This window comes from Mesobacillus zeae, from assembly GCF_003570705.1.
Taxonomy (GTDB): domain Bacteria; phylum Bacillota; class Bacilli; order Bacillales; family Cytobacillaceae; genus Mesobacillus_C; species Mesobacillus_C zeae.
In genome coordinates this window covers 115,788-132,504 of the sequence record NZ_QWVT01000019.1, presented here as the reverse complement: position 1 = coordinate 132,504, position 16,717 = coordinate 115,788, and the positions used below count along the sequence as shown (strand labels likewise).

Below are 16,717 nucleotides of genomic sequence, written 5' to 3'. Positions count from 1 at the left end.
TGAGGGAGGAAAGAATATGGCATGGGTTTTACTTTTCATAGCAGGGCTTTTTGAAGTAGTATGGTCAATAGGGTTAAAGTATACAGAAGGATTTACGAAGCTGTGGCCATCTGTCATTACGGTTGTCGGGATGATCATAAGTTTCTACTTTCTCTCGGCTGCAGTCAAAACACTCCCGATTGGCACTGCCTATGCAGTATGGACTGGGATTGGCGCAGCAGGTGCCGTCATCCTTGGCATTATTCTGTTCGGTGAGCCTAAATCAATGCTCCGCCTGGCGTTCGTAGGATTAATCCTCGTTGGCATAATCGGACTAAAGGCGACTTCGGGAACACAGTAAAACTAGCAGGCGGGCCTGCTTTGGTATATATAGTCAAAAACATTGTTGCTTTATTTGTAACATCACAATAAGAAAAATGATGTTAAAATGAGTGGAAACCAACAAGCGGGGAGCCAAACAATGGATAATAACAATGAGCAGGTCATTTCAATGCTGGAAGAAGCCATTAAAGGTATAGAACTTTTGAGTGATAAGGTTGAAGGCATTCAATCTAGGCTTGACCGTCTTGAAAAGGTTGACAGTATCGAGCACAGGGTAACGTCGAACCAGATAGACATTTCTGATATAAAAGAGACATTGGAACGACTTGAAGAGCTGCAAAGTACAAGGATTGAAAAGGTTTTGAAAGAAATTGTGGACAGTTTTGAAAAGAAAAATATTGCTAAGCTTCGGACCATTCATCAGCGTCTCGATTCCCATTTGTTAAAGCTCGGGAGAATGGAAGAGGATATGCTCATAATAAAAGAAGATAAACCTGATTGAAAAAGCTGCTTTATTGGCAGCTTTTTTCATTTTTATTTTTCCGTTGAGCTTGTTACAAATTGTTCATAATTGGTGTAACCCGCAATGCATATGCACTGCAACCACTTTTGTTTAAGATTAGTGATTTTGTTCACAAAAAATTTCCCTTTATAAGTATTAGACAGTGAAAAGAGGAGTTAAGATAATACTATACTCCTAGATTAACAGAAAATATGCCCGAGGTGATTCCTTTGAAATACGATTTGGTTTTTCTGCATGCACCAAGTGTGTATGATTTCCGGAAAAATGCCCTGCTTGCAGGTCCTATAAGTGACGTTGTTCCTTCTTCTCCAGTATTTGAAATGTACCCAATCGGCCTCACAAGCATTGCCGAGTATCTTGAAAGAAGCGGGCTGCGGGTTAAAATCATCAATATTGCAAACAGGATGCTGATGGATGAAAATTTTGACGTAGAAAAGAAGCTGAAAAAAATTAAGACCAAGGCTTTCGGCATCGATTTGCATTGGCTTCCTCATGCTCATGGCAGCATTGAACTTGCCAAAATCGTCAAGAAGCTTCATCCGGATACGCCAATGGTGTTTGGCGGTCTGTCCGCAACCTATTATCATAAGGAACTGATTGAATATCCTTTCATAGATTATGTTCTGAGGGGAGATACAACAGAAAAGCTGATGCTGCTTCTTATGAATAATATTAAATCCGGTATGCATCACCCATCAGGTATTCCAAACCTTACATGGAAAGATGAGAACGGGAAGCCAAATTATAACCCGCTGACGCATGTGCCGGACAGCCTTGATGAGTTTGATATTCCCGGCTACAGGTATACCATTAAGTCTGTTTTTAAGTACAAAAACTTTCTTGATCCGCTGCCTTACAATGGTTGGCTACAATATCCCAACACGGCAATCCTGACTGCGAAAGGCTGCACTCAAGGGTGTCTGATTTGCGGGGGTTCCAGGAAGTCGTACGAGGAAAACTGCAACCGCAAGAAACTTGCAACAAGGTCTCCAAAGAAGCTGGTCGAGGATATTCAGTTTATCCAGAGATTCAGCCGTGCGCCTATCTTCATTCTCCATGATATCCGCCAGGCTGGAAAAGCATATGTTGATGAATTTTTCGACAGGCTGAGCAAAATCAATCTGAAAAACGAACTGGTCTTCGAATTGTTCCAATATGCCAATGAAGAGTACTTCGAAAAAATTGAAAAAGCTGTGCCGAAATACAGCATAGAACTCACACTTGAAACGCATGATGAGAAAATCAGGCGCTTTAACGGAAAGTTCAACTGTACGAACGAGAAGGTTATCAATACGCTGCAGTTTGCATTAAAGCATAAATGCTCGAAGATTGATATCTTCTTCATGGTCGGGATTCCGCATCAGGACTATCAAAGTGCATTGAAAAATGTGGATTTCTGTGAACAGATCCATCTTGCCTGCGGCGAAGATCGAAGACTATCCTACTTTGTTGCACCGCTTGCACCTTTTCTTGACCCAGCTAGTCCTGCGTTTGAGAATCCAGAGAAATTTGGCTATAAAAAATTCTGCAATACGCTTGAAGAACACCGCGAGGCTATTACCCAACCATCATGGAAGTATATGCTGAGCTTCGAAACCGATTATATGACGAGGGATGAGATTGTTCGTTCCACATACGAATCGGCTGTAAAATTAAACAGCTTCAAATTAAAATACAAATTAATCGACAACAAGACATTCAAGGATGTCAACGACAAGATTGAAAAGTCACTGGTTTATATTGACAGAATCGATAAAATCATGGCAATGCCTAAACTTGAAAAAGAGAAAGAACTGGAAATTCTCAGCCGGGAAATGGAAGAAGTCAATAATTACAGCATTTGCGGCAGCCACGAGCTGAAGTGGGAAGTACAAAAGAATTTTGCGGATATCTTCTCATTAACCGCCATTGGCCTTGAACTGTTGGTGAAAGATAAAGCAGTCAGCCTGAAAGCGAAGTACAATGCCTCTACAGAGTGGTTGGCCAACTTGTCAAAGACCAGCAGAACATAAAAGGACCGCCATTATAGGCGGCTTGAATAGAAAAGCTCCAGGCCATGGCCTGGAGCTTTTCTCATTGTGCAATATTAGGAGAGCACTTGTGTCTGGCTGATATTATAGCTTTCTTCAGGCTCTTCAATTTCCTGATTTTTTATTACCTCGATGTACTTGATGTGATGTTCTTCCATTTCGAGTACTTTAAAATGGTAATGGCTGAAAACGATGGTGTCGCCTTGCTTGACATCATAATTTTCTGTCAGCATCCATCCGCCGATCGTATCTATATCCTCATCATCAATCTCGATTCCGAGAAGGTCATTGACTTCTCCAATCAAGACTTTAGATTCGATAATATAATGGTCATCCTTCAATTTTCTGATTTCAGGGACTTCATCCATATCAAACTCATCCCTAATTTCACCAACAATTTCTTCAAGGATGTCCTCAACTGTTACAAGCCCTGAAGTTCCGCCGTATTCATCCATCAATATGGCCATATGGATCCGGTCTTTCTGCATCTTTACAAGCAGTTCGTGTATCGGAATGGTATCAATAACCCGGATGATCGGACGGCAATAGCCAGAAAGCGATTTGTTTGCAATATCTTTTTTCTGGACCAAGTCTGTCATGACTTCCTTAATGTTAACAAGGCCAATGATATGGTCTTTGTCGCCATCAATGATTGGATATCGTGTAAACTTTTCATCCTGGACTGTCTGAAGGAAAGTTTCCAGGGTATCGTCCTGAGAAAGCGAAACAATCTCGGTTCTAGGCACCATGATCTCTTTGGCTATCCTATTGTCAAATTCAAAGATTTTGTTTACATACTTAAACTCTGACTGGTTTATTTCACCACTTTTCAGGCTCTCGGAAAGGATGATTCGAAGTTCTTCCTCAGAGTGGGCCAGTTCATGTTCAGAAGCAGGTTTTAAACCGACAAGGCTTGTCATGATCCGTGCAGATCCATTCAGGGCCCAGATAAATGGGTACATGATCTTGTAAAACAGGATCAGCGGCCGGGCAGTGTACAGCGACACGGATTCGGCTTTCTGGATCGCCAGCGTTTTGGGGGCCAGTTCGCCAACTACAACGTGCAGAAAAGTAATGACGGCAAAGGCTACCCCCACTGAAAGGGGATGCGATAGAGACTCAGGCACGTTCAAGCCTTTAAAAACAGGCTTAAGTATTTGTGCAATGGCCGGTTCTCCAAGCCACCCAATTCCAAGTGCTGTAACTGTAATCCCAAGCTGGCAGGCAGACAGGTACTCATCGAGGTTTGTAATCACTTTCTTCGCAGCGATTGCACTGCGGTTGCCTTCTTCAATTAACTGGTCGATTCTTGAACTTCTCACTTTAACAATCGCAAATTCCGAGACGACAAAAAATGCCGTTAAAGCAATCAAAATGGCTATCCAAACCAAGTTCAATATGTCCAAATAAGTTCCCTTATCCTGCAAAAACCTGCAGGTAAGGTGTCACCTCCCGATAAACTTAAAATTAAAACCCATTTCCTTACAAGTTCTAATTTTGTGTTTCTCAAATTTTATTTTCTCCCAAAAGGATGGAATTCAAAAAATCTTAATGTATTCCGCCAATGTCCGCATCTCTGCAAAAAAGCGCCTTCTTGGCAGTCAAACCGGTGTTTTTACATCGATACGATAGAAAAACCCATCATATCACCTCAGCATTTTATAAATTAACATTAATTATACCATACAGTTACACGTTCCGGTTAGTATAAATCTGCATGGTGACAGTATATGTATATGTGTAAGCCTTTGTTTGTATGAAGGAGGAGAATGGAAAGACAGGGAGAATAAAGAGTTTGGCAGGGAGCGATCTATCTTGATTCAGAGGTTTAAAGAAGGCGCTCATGGGGTATGGTTAGTCAAATAAAAAAACTGTTTGGGGGTAGGGAGATGAAGCTGACAACAAAAATCCTGTTAGGCCTCGGCCTTGGCGCATTGACAGGGCTGATTCTTAATGTATTCTCGCCGGAAACATTTTCTATTCTTGATAAATTTTTATTTACACCCCTTGGGAAAGTATTTATCAATTTGATCAGCATGCTGGTTGTACCGATTGTGCTCTTTTCAATTATTCTTGGTACGGCAGGGCTCGGAGATCCAAAAAAACTTGGAAGGATTGGTCTTAAAACCATCAGTTTTTTCCTAGGGACAACCGCAATCGCAATCATTATTGGACTGTCACTGGCCAGTGTGATCAAGCCAGGGCTTATGGGAGACTTCGATACGAGCGGTGCAGAATTCAAAGCAAAGGAGGCGCCGCCTGTTAGTGATACGTTCCTGAATCTGATTCCATCAAACCCATTTGAGGCGCTGACAACTGGAAACATGCTTCAAGTCATTGTGTTTGCCCTCTTTATCGGAGTGGCCCTGACGGCTCTTGGAGACAGGACAAAAGGTATTTACCGTCTCGTTGAACAAGGCAATGACCTGATGATGTATCTTGTGGAGCTAATTATGAGGTTTGCCCCGTACGGGACGTTTGGCCTAATCGCCACAGCAATTGGAAGCCAGGGATTCGATGCGATTAAAGCAATGGGCGTATATATGATTGTAGTGATTGGAGCATTGATCCTGCATGCAGTCCTTACGTATGGCTCAACGGTATTTTTTCTCGGAGGAAAGAATCCAGTCTGGTTTTTTAAACAGTTTTCACCGGCTATGGGGGTGGCATTCAGTACTTCAAGCAGCAATGCAACACTTCCGATATCAATGGAAACGGCTCAAAAAAACCTGGGGGTACCGGAACCTATATCAAGCTTTGTCCAGCCTCTTGGTGCCACAATTAATATGGATGGCACTGCGATCATGCAGGGGGTAGCGACAATCTTCATAGCCCAGGTATACGGAGTTGACCTGACATTAATGGAACTTGCAACAGTCGTTTTGACAGCCGTCCTTGCGAGCATTGGAACGGCTGGTGTACCAGGAGTAGGACTCATTATGCTTGCGATGGTATTGAACTCTGTTAACCTTCCAGTTGAAGGAATTGGCTTAATCCTCGGTATCGACCGTCTCCTTGATATGGCCAGGACTGCTGTAAACATCACCGGAGATGCAGCATGTGCAGTCATTGTGGCTGAATCAGAGAATAGGCGGCTGGAACGGGCAGCGTAAAAATTGCTCACGCCAGTGTAAGCTGTATAATAAAAAAACTCCCGCGCTGTATTACAGCTGAGGGAGTTTTTCTTCCGGCTCATCATTGGCAGCAGGAAGGAGGATGATAAACTCTGTTTTATCCGGCTCGGATGTACAGGCCAAAATCCCCTTATGCTTTTCAATGATTTCCCGGCAAACAAACAATCCAAGTCCGGTGCCGAGCTTCTTTGTAGTTACAAATGGCTCGAAGATGGATTTAAGCAAGTTTTCAGGAATGGCTGGCCCATTGTTTGAAATTTCAACTTTGATATGTGTCTCGTTCACCATTTTCCCCTTGATTTCAATTCGAGGATCATCGCGATACTGGCTCAGCACATCTATGGCATTGAATACGATATTGATAAGAACTTGCCTGATTTCATCGGCGTAGCCGAAAAGCTGCATTTCTTTTGGCGTTTCCTTGATGACCTTAACTTTTGTGTCAAGGATGCTGGGATATAGGAAGACGAGAACCTCATCAATCATCCGGTTAAGCGAAAAGTAAGTTTTTTCCTTGCCAATCAGTTCTTTTTTCGAAAGAAGAAGAAATTGTGAAATCCGAAAATTCAGCTGCTCAATTTCATTTGAAATGATTTCAAGGTACTTCATTTCGGGATAGTCTGATTTCAAAAGCTGGATGAATCCCTGTATGGAAGTCAAAGGATTTCGGAATTCATGAATGAAGCTGGAGGTCATCTGCCCCAGCAGGGTAAGCCGATCTTTATGCGTCGAGTCGATAAACTGGTTTTTCTCCTCGATGATTTTGTTCTTTTGCTCATTATAGTAAGAGACGGCATAGTAAAGAAAATGGTCAAAGCAGTAGTTGATCCTGTCAATTGAATCCTGGAGTTCTTCCCATGCGACTCCGAGTTTATTTAAGTTTCGATAAATAATTGAACGGCCAAGGTTGACGTTGTAAACAAAATCACCAATATTGATGTTTGCCTGAACACGTTCTTCTCCTACCTCAAAAGCGAGTTTTTGAATATATTTTTCCAATTCACTGTCGGGCTTAGAGAAAAGCTCTAAAATCATGCGGAACATTTCTTCTGCATTATCAATGAACTTCGATTTGAAAGGATCTTCCGCTTCAATAATAATATTAAGATGCCATTCAGCTAAAAAATGATCTTTTTCACTTTCTAGAAACTCCACTAATCTTCTTTTTGCAACTGCTTCCATTTTTGTTTCCCCCACTTCACCTTGTATGTTACTTATTCTGTAAAAAAGAAAAAAATCCTTTGTCGAATAACTAGGTAGAAGGATACAAAAATGAGAATCAGAATCAAAAAAGGAGAGTTCTTCCTTACGAAATTTTATTCTTATTAACGTACGGCGTGCTCGTCAATTCTCCGAAAGAGTTTGAAAAGGCTCGATATGTATAGTGGCACTGCTAACATTGCATTCTGTTTTTAACTTTTGTTCGATCAGCTCGGTAATTTCATGGCTTTCGATCACATTAAGGCTTGGATTAACACGAATGGTGGCTTCGACAAGCACTAGATTGCCATGCATCCTCGCTTTAATATCAGTCACTTCCTGGACGCCTGCAGTGTCTCTGACCTTCTCTTTTATTTTCTTCATTGAATCGGTATCAAAACCATCTGTGAGCGTGTGGGAAGCATCATAGAAAATCGACCATGCTGTCCTGCAGATTACGAGCCCGACTAAGATGGCCGCCAATGTGTCAAGAAATTCGATACCCGACTTGGTTCCGACGATTCCGGCAAATGCCCCGATACTGACTAAAGCGTCAGAACGGTTGTCATAAGCGACTGCTTTAATGCTTGAACTCTGTATTTTATTTCCTAGTGCCAAGTTGTAGCGGTAAACTCCGTACATGGCAGCTGCGCATGCCAACGCTACCCATGCTGAGATCCATTGTGGTGTTTCAGGGCTTGGATTTACAGCGGACTGAATTCCGCCAATGATAACCTGAATGCCGACTGTTACCATAATAAAGGCGGCCACTAGTGAAGCGACTGCTTCGGCCCTGTAGTGTCCGTATAAGTGGTCTTGGTCTGCTGGTTTACGAGATATTTTCAAACCAATCAGAACTGCAATGGATGCAATAATATCGGTGGAGTTATTTAAGCCATCCGCCCACAGACCCTCAGAGTGGCTGATTTTGCCGACAGCCAGTTTCACTGCTGCAAGGATGATATACGCGAAGATGCTTACCCATGCTCCTACTTCACCAGCTTTAATTTGTTCACTTCTATCCATAGACTTTTCCTCCATTGTTCATTGCCAACTTAACTCTACCAAATGGAGCTTTAGTGGGTCTACAGCAAAATTGTATGTCCCGGGAAGGAGTTTTGGGCCCGGCCAAAAATGTTTTAATCGTTCAATTGGTTTTGTTTTCCCATTCACCAGCAGCGGATTATTTTCCTTGCCACCCCTGAATAATAGTAGTATATTCAGTAGGATAAAACTTTCATAAACCACAGGGGGAGCTGCCTGAAGCAGCTGAGAGTGAGCGATTTTAGTTCAGACCCTTTGAACCTGTTAGTTAATGCTAGCGCAGGAATGTGGATACGATAAGAAAGCAATCCGTATCCTTATTCGGATTGTTTTTTTTTGCATCTGCAAAGGGGACAGGCTTATCCTCATTCTTGACAAGAAGGAGGAATTATATTGGATAGAAAACGCACTTTATTTTTAATTGAAATGGCAGTCTTCGCGGCACTCGCGTATTTGCTTGACCTTGTATCAAATTTTATTTTTTCAAGGATTTGGCCGCAAGGGGGTTCTGTATCGATCGCGATGGTTCCGGTATTCTTGATGGCCATCCGCTGGGGCTTGAAGGGCGGTCTGCTCACAGGCTTTTTGTTCGGCCTGCTCCAGTTCGCCATCGGGATGCCAAAGATTTACCATCCGGTTCAGGGAATCGTCGATTATTTGGTTGCGTTTACGGTTGTCGGCTTTGCCGGGCTATTGAGCGGACAGATAAAAATTGCTTTTAGGGATGGGGATGGAAAAAGGCTGAAAAAGCTCATTGTCTGGGCTGTTCTTATCGGAGGAGGGCTGCGATATGTCGCCCACTTCTTCACCGGATGGATCTTTTTTGGGTCTTATGCGCCCAAAAACATCCCAGCCTCTTGGTTCTCCTTGACTTATAACGGCTCATACATGATTCCCAGCATGATCCTATGCATCATTTTAATTATTCTTATCCTGTCGGCGATACCGAAAAGGATGCTTTAGAAGGGTGTTAACACGCCCTTCTTTTTTGTGTAAATTTTCCATCACCAGTGTACACTTTTTGTCAAGAATATGGATTTTCACCGGCAAGATTGTTACTAATTCTTGAAATGTGATAAAAATCACTTGAATAATTCCTGATTTTTGATTAAATAAAGATAATCATTCTCAATTGGATGAATCCAGGTTTGATGCCTGTGATGACAATAGAAAAGGTGATGGCGATGCTTGGTGAAATGAAAAAAGGTGAAAAAGCGCTGATAAAAAGTATTTCAGGAGCAGACCGGTTCGTCAGAAGGCGGCTTCTCGATCTTGGTATTGCCGAGGGGGCGGAGGTATGCATTAAATGTGTGCTTCCATTTGGCGGTCCGGTTATGCTCGAATCATGCGGTCAATGCGTTGGTATCCGCCGCAGGGAAGCCTTCCGTATTGAAGTGGAGAGGGTATAGATGGATATTGCATTAATCGGGAACCCTAATACAGGGAAAACCTCGCTATTTAATAATTTAACTGGATCGTATGAATATGTGGGCAACTGGAGCGGAGTCACTGTCGAGAAAAAAGTGGGAATCCTGAAAAATCAGCGAGACCAGCTGATTGACCTTCCAGGTGTCTACACGCTGAACCCTCTTTCAAAAGATGAAGGAGTTGTCACGATTTTTTTCCTAAACGAACCGTTTGATATGCTGCTGAATATTCTTGATGCTTCCCAGCTTAGAAGAAATCTTCATTTGACAATCCAGCTGCTGGAATTCGGTGCTCCGATTGTCATAGGTTTGAACATGGTCGACGTTGCCGGCAACCGGGGAATTAAAATAGACAGCCGTAATCTTTCAGCTTGTCTTGGTGTTCCTGTTGTGCCGGTGGTTGCGAGGACGGGGAAAGGCTGTGACTCTTTGGCTGAAATGATTTCTGCCGAAGCTGGCCAGCCTGATATAGCCTTTGAGGTGGATTATGGCCCTGCTGTGGAAAAGGCAACTGCGGCGCTTAAAGAAAAGCTTGCAGGACGCACGAAGATTCCTGCCCGCTGGCTCGCCATTCAATTCCTCGAAGGAAACCAGTATGTCAGGGAATTTTTACTGAATTTTATCGGCGGTTCAGAACTTAATGAACTGCTTGAATTTGTAGAGACGCAATTAAAAACTGATGGAGTAAAAGAAACACTGGAACAATATATGTACCGGAAGCGGAGCGAAGCGATCGAAACAGTTGTCGCACGCTCAATGGTAAGGACAGAGGGGGCCGGGACGCCGCTCTCTGAAAAGATAGACAGGATTGCTACAAATAAAATCCTGGGGATTCCGCTATTCCTTTTATTGATGTATCTCATGTTTATGCTAACATTTGACTGGCTAGGCTTTCCACTGTCAGACGCGCTTGATGCGGTGATTACCGGGCCTGTTACAGACTGGATTTCCGCCGGGCTTGCCGCAGTGGGCGCCTCAGAGTTTATAAATGCATTGATTCTCGACGGCATTGTTGCAGGTGTGGGCGGTGTACTTGTATTTGTCCCGCAAATATTCATCCTGTTCTTTTTCATTTCCTTGCTGGAGGACTCAGGGTATATGGCACGAGTGGCGTTGGTTATGGACCGGGTGATGGAAGCAGCAGGGCTGAATGGCAAGGCATTCATCCCTATGATGATTGGTTTCGGGTGCAATGTTCCCGGGATTATGGCGGCAAGGACAATTGAGACACCGAAGGAAAGGCTGCTGACAATTCTTTTGACGCCGCTGATGTCATGTTCGGCGCGGCTACCTGTATATGCCTTGTTCGCAGGAGCATTCTTTGCAGGAGATAAAGCGCTCATTGTCTTAAGCCTTTATGTTTTAGGGATAGTTGTAGCACTTATACTTGCAAAAATATTCTCAATTACAGTCCTTAAGGGTGAAACATCACTGTTTGTCATCGAGCTTCCTCCATACAGGGTTCCACAAATTCAGGCTCTGTGGAGAAGTACATGGGAAAAGGGTAAAGGTTTTGTCAAAAAGGCCGGAACTTTCATCTTTGCCGGATCGGTTCTGATTTGGCTGCTGTCATATGCAGGGCCCGGGGGACTGAAAGTGCCGATGGACGATAGCTATCTGGCGATGATCGGAGGAATTTTCGCCCCGATTTTTGCCCCGATTGGATTTGGGACATGGCAGGCAGGCGCCTCCCTGTTGACAGGGTTCCTGGCGAAGGAATCAATTATTTCAACGATGAACATCATCTACTTTGTTCCGGATGAAGCCACACTGCAGGGATTGCTTTCCCAGCATTTCACACCGCTTGCTGCTTACAGCTTTATGGTTTTTATCCTGCTGTATGTTCCGTGCCTGGCAACGGCTGCAACAATATATAAAGAAACTGGATCAAGGCGCTGGACGGCATTTTCTATTGGCTATGCCTTATTGATCGCTTATCTGCTTTCATTCATTGTCTACCAGGGAGGAAAGCTTGCTGGATGGGCTTAAAAAAGCAAATGCGAAAGGAATGGTGTCAGAAATGATTGCGAATATCATAATCGGCAGTGCTATTTTTGGATATGCCGGCTGGGCCTTTTATAAATTCATTAAAAAGTCGAAGCAGGGGAAATGTGCGGCATGCTCGATAAAGGGTTCTTGCAGCAGCAACGCGTGCGGGCCTGAAAAAAGAAAATAGCTTTTTTATAGAAAGGCAGCAGTGTTTTGCTGCCTTTTTGCATGGGGAAATAAAGATGTTGCCGTTGCTCTCAAGAAAAGGAAAATAAAATACGAAATCAGGAAAATGGATGGGCACTTTTGGAAAATAAAAATTGCATACTGACTCAGTTTCCGATGAAAAATTGATTCAATTCCTTTAAACTTTGAAAATCGCAGCATATTCGTGTAGAGTTACAATAAAAGGAAAAAAAGGAGTAGTAAACGATGACTAGAGATGAAGTCGTTGCGTTGGTTTCGGAAAAGGTAAGAATGGTACGGGCAGAAATGGGTTACACGCAGGATAAAATGGCAGACATGATCGGTATTTCCAAGAAAACACTAGTTCAGATTGAAAAGGGCCGGAATTTTGCCAGTTGGCCGGCTGTTGTCACTATATGTGCTCTTTTCAGGGAAACGGAAACGATCCAACATATCTTTGGTGATGAGCCGCTTGAAGTGCTTGAGACGATTGCCCATGATGGGACTGATTATCGGAAGGAAAAGACGCTCGGGGGAAAGGTATGGTGGCGGGAAATCAAGCGGCGGGATGGTTTTTTTCTCCAGCAGAATATGCTCAGCCAGCACTATAGGATACTTGACCAAGAAGGCTACCGCATTTTTAGCAGTTTCGATCTTAAAGAAAGCAAGGATCGATTTGAAGAACTTACAAATCTATGAAAAGGAGGGTGGACAAGCGTCTACCCTCCTTTTTATTAGCCCGCTACTCGATGAAATCGTACCAGATCAGGCGGTGTGGTCGATATATTGCGCTAGATGGTTGATATCCCTCTGGAGTTGCTAGATATCCCGCCGTGGATGGTTGATATGTCTAAAAAATTGGTTGATATACAAAAAATAACCTCCCTGAGGAGGGGATTAATACCTAAAAAAGCCGAAAAAAAGCTCTGAGCAGCAGGTTTTGTAAAAAAACTCGCTGTGAGAGAAATCCAGGCCGATATTGGCTTGAAAATAGGGAGAGTGGTCTCGCCAGATTAAAATTCGCGCCCGTAGCGTTATAAGTCAACATCGAATCGCTACGCTCTTCGTGTTGTCCAGCTGCAGCGCCTAGGGGCTCGAGTCATAAGCCAATCCATCAAGAAGGTCAAAGAACGACCTTCTCGCCGGCTCGTCTTATGCTTGTCGCCCCTAAGCAAGGCGCTTCCGCTTTTCATTTTCCTTTATCTCGTGCCGGTGTGCTCCAGTCCATACGTCGCTAACCGGCCGCTTCCGCTTTTCATTGTCCAGCTCCAGCGCCCAGCGTCTAGTGGACTTCGCCCACCTCTCTACGATAAGTCAACATCGAATCGCTACGCTCTTCGTGTTTCCTATATCTTAATCGGGTGACTCCAGTCCATACGTCGCTAAACGGCCGCTTCCGCTTTTCTTGTTACAGTTTTGCTATTAGTACGTGGCATGGGGCATTTTCGACCATCTTTTGGACGGTGCTTCCGGTAAAGAGCTTTTTGATTCCTGTTTTGCTGGATTGTCCAATTATGATCAAGTCGGCCTGCTCCTCACTCGCAAGCTTGCACAGGCTGGCGGGAGGAACACCATCAAGCAGCCGATAATCCACATTCATTCCCATCGTATCCATTTCCTTTCTTGCGTTATAAAAGGCCTGATCCGTGCTCTTCTCCACCTTTGCGTGTGTGGATTTTTCCGATACTGAATTATCCAGTGAAATAGGAGGAACTTGCAGGCCATCCACGGTGTATGCCCCAAAGCTGGGAGGGGTAATGGCAGCCTCGTTAGGTTCAGTGACTGTTTCAACTATTTTTTCCTCGGAAACATGAGCCATAATCAATTGGGTTTCAGGCTGTGCCACTTTCATTTCTTTCGCTAGCCTCAATGCTTGCCTGCTCTCATCAGAATTATCAAATGCGACAATCACTTTATTGAAGGCGACAGACATATCTATCATCCTTTCCCATTCCTTTTTTAGTTACATACCCATTTGTCTCAAGCCAAAATCACGTACAGGTACAATTAATGAAACTTATTTTTAAAAAGCAATTTCAGGTTATGTTATTCTTCCGCAATTTTTGGTAAAAGCAAGTGTCTTATAGCAGACATATTACATAAAAGGTTGGGGTGTTCAGTGGACAAAAATTCAACCAGTATAAATCTTTTGGAGAAATGGAATCGTGGGCATATGAACAAGGTACATATTTTGTCTGTATTAACAGTTTTGCTCGCTTTTTTAAGTTTTTTCCATATTTATGAAAAGGGAACAGATATCAGTGAACTGAAGGACGATTTGGCCAAGCCGACAGTCATCTATGATCATGAGAAAAAAGTGGTGAGCAAAATTTCAGCGAATAAGAATGAAGGGCTCGGAATCAATGAAATTCCTGATCAGGTCAAGAATGCTGTCATTGCGATTGAAGATCATCGCTTTTATCAGCATGGAGGGTTGACTATCTTGGCATTTCCAGAGCTTTTGTGAAAAATATGAAAGCCGGATCGATTGTGGAAGGCGGCAGTACCATTACACAGCAGCTGACCAAAAATTCACTATTGACTGCTGAAAAAACGTACAAGAGAAAATTAAACGAATTTTTCCTGGCCAGGAAAATTGAAAAACAATATTCAAAAGATGAAATTCTTCAAATGTATGTTAACCGGATTTACTTTGGGAATGGTTTCTTGGGGGATTAAGTGCAAACAAATGAACTGCCTATGGATTGAGTTGGGGGTTAAGATTAGAGAGGTTTCGTCTCTAAAGGGTTTCCAGAAAAATAAATCAGGCCGCATCCTATTGATGCGGCCTGAAAATTGTCTGCAAAAACCAAAGAAGGTAAAAGAGACCTGCCAGGAAGGCAGGTCTCTTTTAGAAGAAAGTTAAAGCTGAAAAGATCCGGGAGATTGAAGCATGCGTTTGTTGCCAATCTGGACGACAGAAGCGTCGTTTGTCAGCATGGTTGTCAGTTTTTCAAGATTTGTCTCAGCCTCTGTTCCCTCAACAATAATTTTAAGCGTGGATTGAGGTTCGAATGTAAGCAGGAAGGAAACCAGCTTTGGAAGTACGGTCGCATCCACTGTTTTTTGCTTGCTGTATAGGTAAGTAGTGCCATTGATTTTTTTAGCGACTTGATGGATTTCAAGCATTTTTTTCATTGAAAATTTCTTTTGGACGATTACGTTGGATGACATAATCTCTTTCATTTTTAAGACTCCTTTTTGTTTGTCTTTAGTGTTTTAGTTATTATTCACCCCGAAAAATGATCTCGAAACAAAATTTTCTCTAAACGGAGCGCCCAATTTTTAGGTGGTATTTGCCGATGTGCCTTTCCATTCTATATAGTGGATGAATAGCCGAATGATATGGAGGAATGGACATGCTGACAGTAATCAAAAATGGAGAAGTGTATTCTCCTGAATATCTTGGGAAGAAAGATATCCTGGTTGCAGCCGGAAAGATTGCCTTTATAGAAGACGTTATCAGAATCCCAGAAGAGTTTGTTGAAATCAATGTCATTGATGCGACTGGAAAGTTTGTGGTACCGGGTTTTATTGATGCGCATGTCCATATTATCGGAGGGGGAGGGGAAGGCAACTTCAAAACAAGAACCCCTGAACTTATGCTGACGGAGGCAACGCTTGCAGGTGTTACAACGCTTGTCGGAGTCATTGGCACAGATGGAACCTCCAGAACAATGAGCGCACTCGTTGCCAAGGCTAGGGCGCTTGAAGAGGAGGGAATTACTTGTTTCGTCCACACAGGTTCGTATCAAGTTAATTTGAGGACGCTGACAGGAAGAATCGAAGACGACATTATCTTGATAGATAAAATTATCGGCGCCGGGGAAATTGCGATAGCAGACCATCGTTCTTCACAGCCTGAATATCTTGATATTGCAAAGATTTCCGCTGCAGCAAGACTAGGCGGACTTCTGTCAGGAAAAGCTGGTATTGTGAATATCCATGTGGGCGACAGCAAAGCTGGCTTGAAAGTGCTTGAGGAAGTTCTTGAAAATACGGATTTACCAATCAGGCAGTTTTATCCTACGCATATCAACAGAAACTCCCACTTATTCCAGCAAGGGATTGCCTATGCAAAAAAAGGCGGTTTTGTTGATTTTACGACAAGCACAATTCCGAGATTCCTCGAAGAAGGCGAGGTTAAGTGCAGCATCGCACTCCGCCTTATGCTCGAGGCTGGGGTGGACATTTCAATGATCACTTTTTCCTCGGATGCCCAGGGAAGCCTCCCGGATTTTGATGCCTCCGGGGAGCTAAGAGGGGTGAAAATCGGAAAGGTGTCCTCTCTATACAAAGAGGTAAGGGATTCTGTCATACTTGAAAATATTCCGCTCGAAATAGCCTTAAAGGTGATTACGGAAAACCCTGCCCATATCCTTAAGCTCTCTGAAAAAGGAGCAATCAAAGCGGGAAAGGATGCGGACATCGTCCTTCTAGATAAAAACAAGCTTGAAATCGAAACCGTACTGGCAAAGGGCCGGGTTATGGTCGAAGCAGGAAAAGCGGTTGTGAAAGGTACGTTTGAAGGACAATAGCTTCGTGTTAAATTTAACTAGTATGAGGATTATCACTATTATTCATATTTTCGTCACAAAAAAGTAAGAATTCCATCAGAGAAGCCGCTCTTTAATATGTTAATTTTATGATAAACAACCTTAACATTAAGGAGGGCTGGACAATGGAGCAGTTCTCAGTAACGCTTGCAATAGCAAGCATAATGGTCCTTGGTTATTTCATTGGGTATGCAATTGCTAAATAAGTTTGAACTAAAATACAGAAAAAGGCCGGCTTATCCAATTGAAGGCTGGCTTTTTTCTATTTTTCATCGGTGTTATTCTCTCTGATTGCTTGACAGAGCTT

The 16,717-nt window shown here is 43.1% G+C and carries 15 protein-coding genes, 1 pseudogene and 1 riboswitch; of the genes and pseudogenes, 11 read left to right on the top strand and 5 right to left on the bottom strand.

The window, feature by feature from the left end; genetic code table 11:
* The first annotated feature begins 16 nt into the window (after window positions 1-16).
* The 3 genes from sugE to D1970_RS12315 all read left to right on the top strand — a co-directional run bounded on the left by sugE (window position 17) and on the right by D1970_RS12315 (window position 2,856).
* A complete protein-coding gene (sugE, locus tag D1970_RS12325) occupies window positions 17-340 on the top strand; it encodes a quaternary ammonium compound efflux SMR transporter SugE (protein WP_119113168.1) in 324 nt (107 codons plus the stop codon).
* A 120-nt stretch (window positions 341-460) separates the two neighbouring features.
* Entirely contained in the window at window positions 461-823 is a 363-nt protein-coding gene (locus D1970_RS12320) for a hypothetical protein (RefSeq protein ID WP_119113167.1), read from the top strand.
* A gap of 230 nt (window positions 824-1,053) precedes the next feature.
* Window positions 1,054-2,856 (top strand): TIGR04190 family B12-binding domain/radical SAM domain protein, encoded by a 1,803-nt coding sequence (locus D1970_RS12315; RefSeq protein WP_119113166.1) that lies wholly within the window; start codon window positions 1,054-1,056, stop codon window positions 2,854-2,856.
* Window positions 2,857-2,930: 74 nt separating this feature from the next.
* Here D1970_RS12315 and D1970_RS12310 read toward each other — a convergent pair whose 3' ends face one another.
* The gene (locus tag D1970_RS12310) at window positions 2,931-4,280 is read right to left on the bottom strand and encodes a hemolysin family protein (protein ID WP_119113218.1); all 1,350 of its coding nucleotides are present in this window, start codon (window positions 4,278-4,280) and stop codon (window positions 2,931-2,933) included.
* Between the two features lie 483 nt (window positions 4,281-4,763).
* Between D1970_RS12310 and D1970_RS12305 the strand changes: the two genes are divergently transcribed.
* On the top strand, window positions 4,764-5,987 hold the full coding sequence (locus tag D1970_RS12305) for a dicarboxylate/amino acid:cation symporter (protein ID WP_119113165.1): 1,224 nt from the start codon (window positions 4,764-4,766) through the stop codon (window positions 5,985-5,987).
* 51 nt (window positions 5,988-6,038) lie between these two features.
* Here D1970_RS12305 and D1970_RS12300 read toward each other — a convergent pair whose 3' ends face one another.
* On the bottom strand, window positions 6,039-7,190 hold the full coding sequence (locus tag D1970_RS12300; protein ID WP_119113164.1) for a histidine kinase N-terminal domain-containing protein: 1,152 nt from the start codon (window positions 7,188-7,190) through the stop codon (window positions 6,039-6,041).
* Window positions 7,191-7,352: 162 nt separating this feature from the next.
* Window positions 7,353-8,234, bottom strand: coding sequence for a cation diffusion facilitator family transporter (locus D1970_RS12295; RefSeq protein WP_119113163.1), 882 nt, complete (start codon window positions 8,232-8,234; stop codon window positions 7,353-7,355).
* 213 nt (window positions 8,235-8,447) lie between these two features.
* Window positions 8,448-8,555: riboswitch (TPP riboswitch) on the top strand.
* Between the two features lie 90 nt (window positions 8,556-8,645).
* Here D1970_RS12295 and thiT point away from each other — a divergent pair.
* The 5 genes from thiT to D1970_RS12265 all read left to right on the top strand — a co-directional run bounded on the left by thiT (window position 8,646) and on the right by D1970_RS12265 (window position 12,553).
* Window positions 8,646-9,215, top strand: coding sequence for an energy-coupled thiamine transporter ThiT (gene thiT / locus D1970_RS12285; RefSeq protein WP_119113161.1), 570 nt, complete (start codon window positions 8,646-8,648; stop codon window positions 9,213-9,215).
* A gap of 197 nt (window positions 9,216-9,412) precedes the next feature.
* Window positions 9,413-9,661 (top strand): FeoA family protein, encoded by a 249-nt coding sequence (locus tag D1970_RS12280; protein WP_246370146.1) that lies wholly within the window; start codon window positions 9,413-9,415, stop codon window positions 9,659-9,661.
* Window positions 9,662-11,668 carry a ferrous iron transport protein B gene (gene feoB, locus D1970_RS12275; protein WP_119113160.1) on the top strand — a complete coding sequence of 669 codons (2,007 nt, stop codon included), beginning with the start codon at window positions 9,662-9,664 and terminating at the stop codon, window positions 11,666-11,668.
* Window positions 11,669-11,699: 31 nt separating this feature from the next.
* Window positions 11,700-11,855 carry a FeoB-associated Cys-rich membrane protein gene (locus tag D1970_RS12270; protein ID WP_119113216.1) on the top strand — a complete coding sequence of 52 codons (156 nt, stop codon included), beginning with the start codon at window positions 11,700-11,702 and terminating at the stop codon, window positions 11,853-11,855.
* 245 nt (window positions 11,856-12,100) lie between these two features.
* Window positions 12,101-12,553 carry a helix-turn-helix transcriptional regulator gene (locus D1970_RS12265; protein WP_119113159.1) on the top strand — a complete coding sequence of 151 codons (453 nt, stop codon included), beginning with the start codon at window positions 12,101-12,103 and terminating at the stop codon, window positions 12,551-12,553.
* A gap of 709 nt (window positions 12,554-13,262) precedes the next feature.
* Here D1970_RS12265 and D1970_RS12260 read toward each other — a convergent pair.
* Window positions 13,263-13,787, bottom strand: coding sequence for a universal stress protein (locus tag D1970_RS12260; RefSeq protein ID WP_181213299.1), 525 nt, complete (start codon window positions 13,785-13,787; stop codon window positions 13,263-13,265).
* Window positions 13,788-14,027: 240 nt separating this feature from the next.
* Here D1970_RS12260 and D1970_RS23420 point away from each other — a divergent pair.
* Window positions 14,028-14,533 (top strand): annotated as a pseudogene (locus D1970_RS23420) (transglycosylase domain-containing protein).
* 183 nt (window positions 14,534-14,716) lie between these two features.
* Here the strand turns inward: D1970_RS23420 and D1970_RS12250 are convergent.
* On the bottom strand, window positions 14,717-15,040 hold the full coding sequence (locus D1970_RS12250) for an HPr family phosphocarrier protein (protein WP_119113157.1): 324 nt from the start codon (window positions 15,038-15,040) through the stop codon (window positions 14,717-14,719).
* A gap of 173 nt (window positions 15,041-15,213) precedes the next feature.
* On the opposite strand from D1970_RS12250, the gene iadA reads away from it, so the two are divergent.
* Window positions 15,214-16,392, top strand: coding sequence for a beta-aspartyl-peptidase (iadA, locus tag D1970_RS12245; RefSeq protein ID WP_119113156.1), 1,179 nt, complete (start codon window positions 15,214-15,216; stop codon window positions 16,390-16,392).
* Window positions 16,393-16,717: the final 325 nt, after the last annotated feature.

Bases quoted from the DNA above. Each gene is read 5' to 3' on its own strand.
- sugE (WP_119113168.1), top strand. From the start codon at position 17: ATGGCATGGGTTTTACTTTTCATAGCAGGGCTTTTTGAAGTAGTATGG.
- D1970_RS12320 (WP_119113167.1), top strand. From the start codon at position 461: ATGGATAATAACAATGAGCAGGTCATTTCAATGCTGGAAGAAGCCATT.
- D1970_RS12305 (WP_119113165.1), top strand. From the start codon at position 4,764: ATGAAGCTGACAACAAAAATCCTGTTAGGCCTCGGCCTTGGCGCATTG.
- D1970_RS12300 (WP_119113164.1), bottom strand. From the start codon at position 7,190: ATGGAAGCAGTTGCAAAAAGAAGATTAGTGGAGTTTCTAGAAAGTGAA.
- D1970_RS12295 (WP_119113163.1), bottom strand. From the start codon at position 8,234: ATGGATAGAAGTGAACAAATTAAAGCTGGTGAAGTAGGAGCATGGGTA.
- D1970_RS12280 (WP_246370146.1), top strand. From the start codon at position 9,413: ATGACAATAGAAAAGGTGATGGCGATGCTTGGTGAAATGAAAAAAGGT.
- feoB (WP_119113160.1), top strand. From the start codon at position 9,662: ATGGATATTGCATTAATCGGGAACCCTAATACAGGGAAAACCTCGCTA.
- D1970_RS12270 (WP_119113216.1), top strand. From the start codon at position 11,700: ATGATTGCGAATATCATAATCGGCAGTGCTATTTTTGGATATGCCGGC.
- D1970_RS12265 (WP_119113159.1), top strand. From the start codon at position 12,101: ATGACTAGAGATGAAGTCGTTGCGTTGGTTTCGGAAAAGGTAAGAATG.
- D1970_RS12260 (WP_181213299.1), bottom strand. From the start codon at position 13,787: ATGTCTGTCGCCTTCAATAAAGTGATTGTCGCATTTGATAATTCTGAT.
- D1970_RS12250 (WP_119113157.1), bottom strand. From the start codon at position 15,040: ATGAAAGAGATTATGTCATCCAACGTAATCGTCCAAAAGAAATTTTCA.
- iadA (WP_119113156.1), top strand. From the start codon at position 15,214: ATGCTGACAGTAATCAAAAATGGAGAAGTGTATTCTCCTGAATATCTT.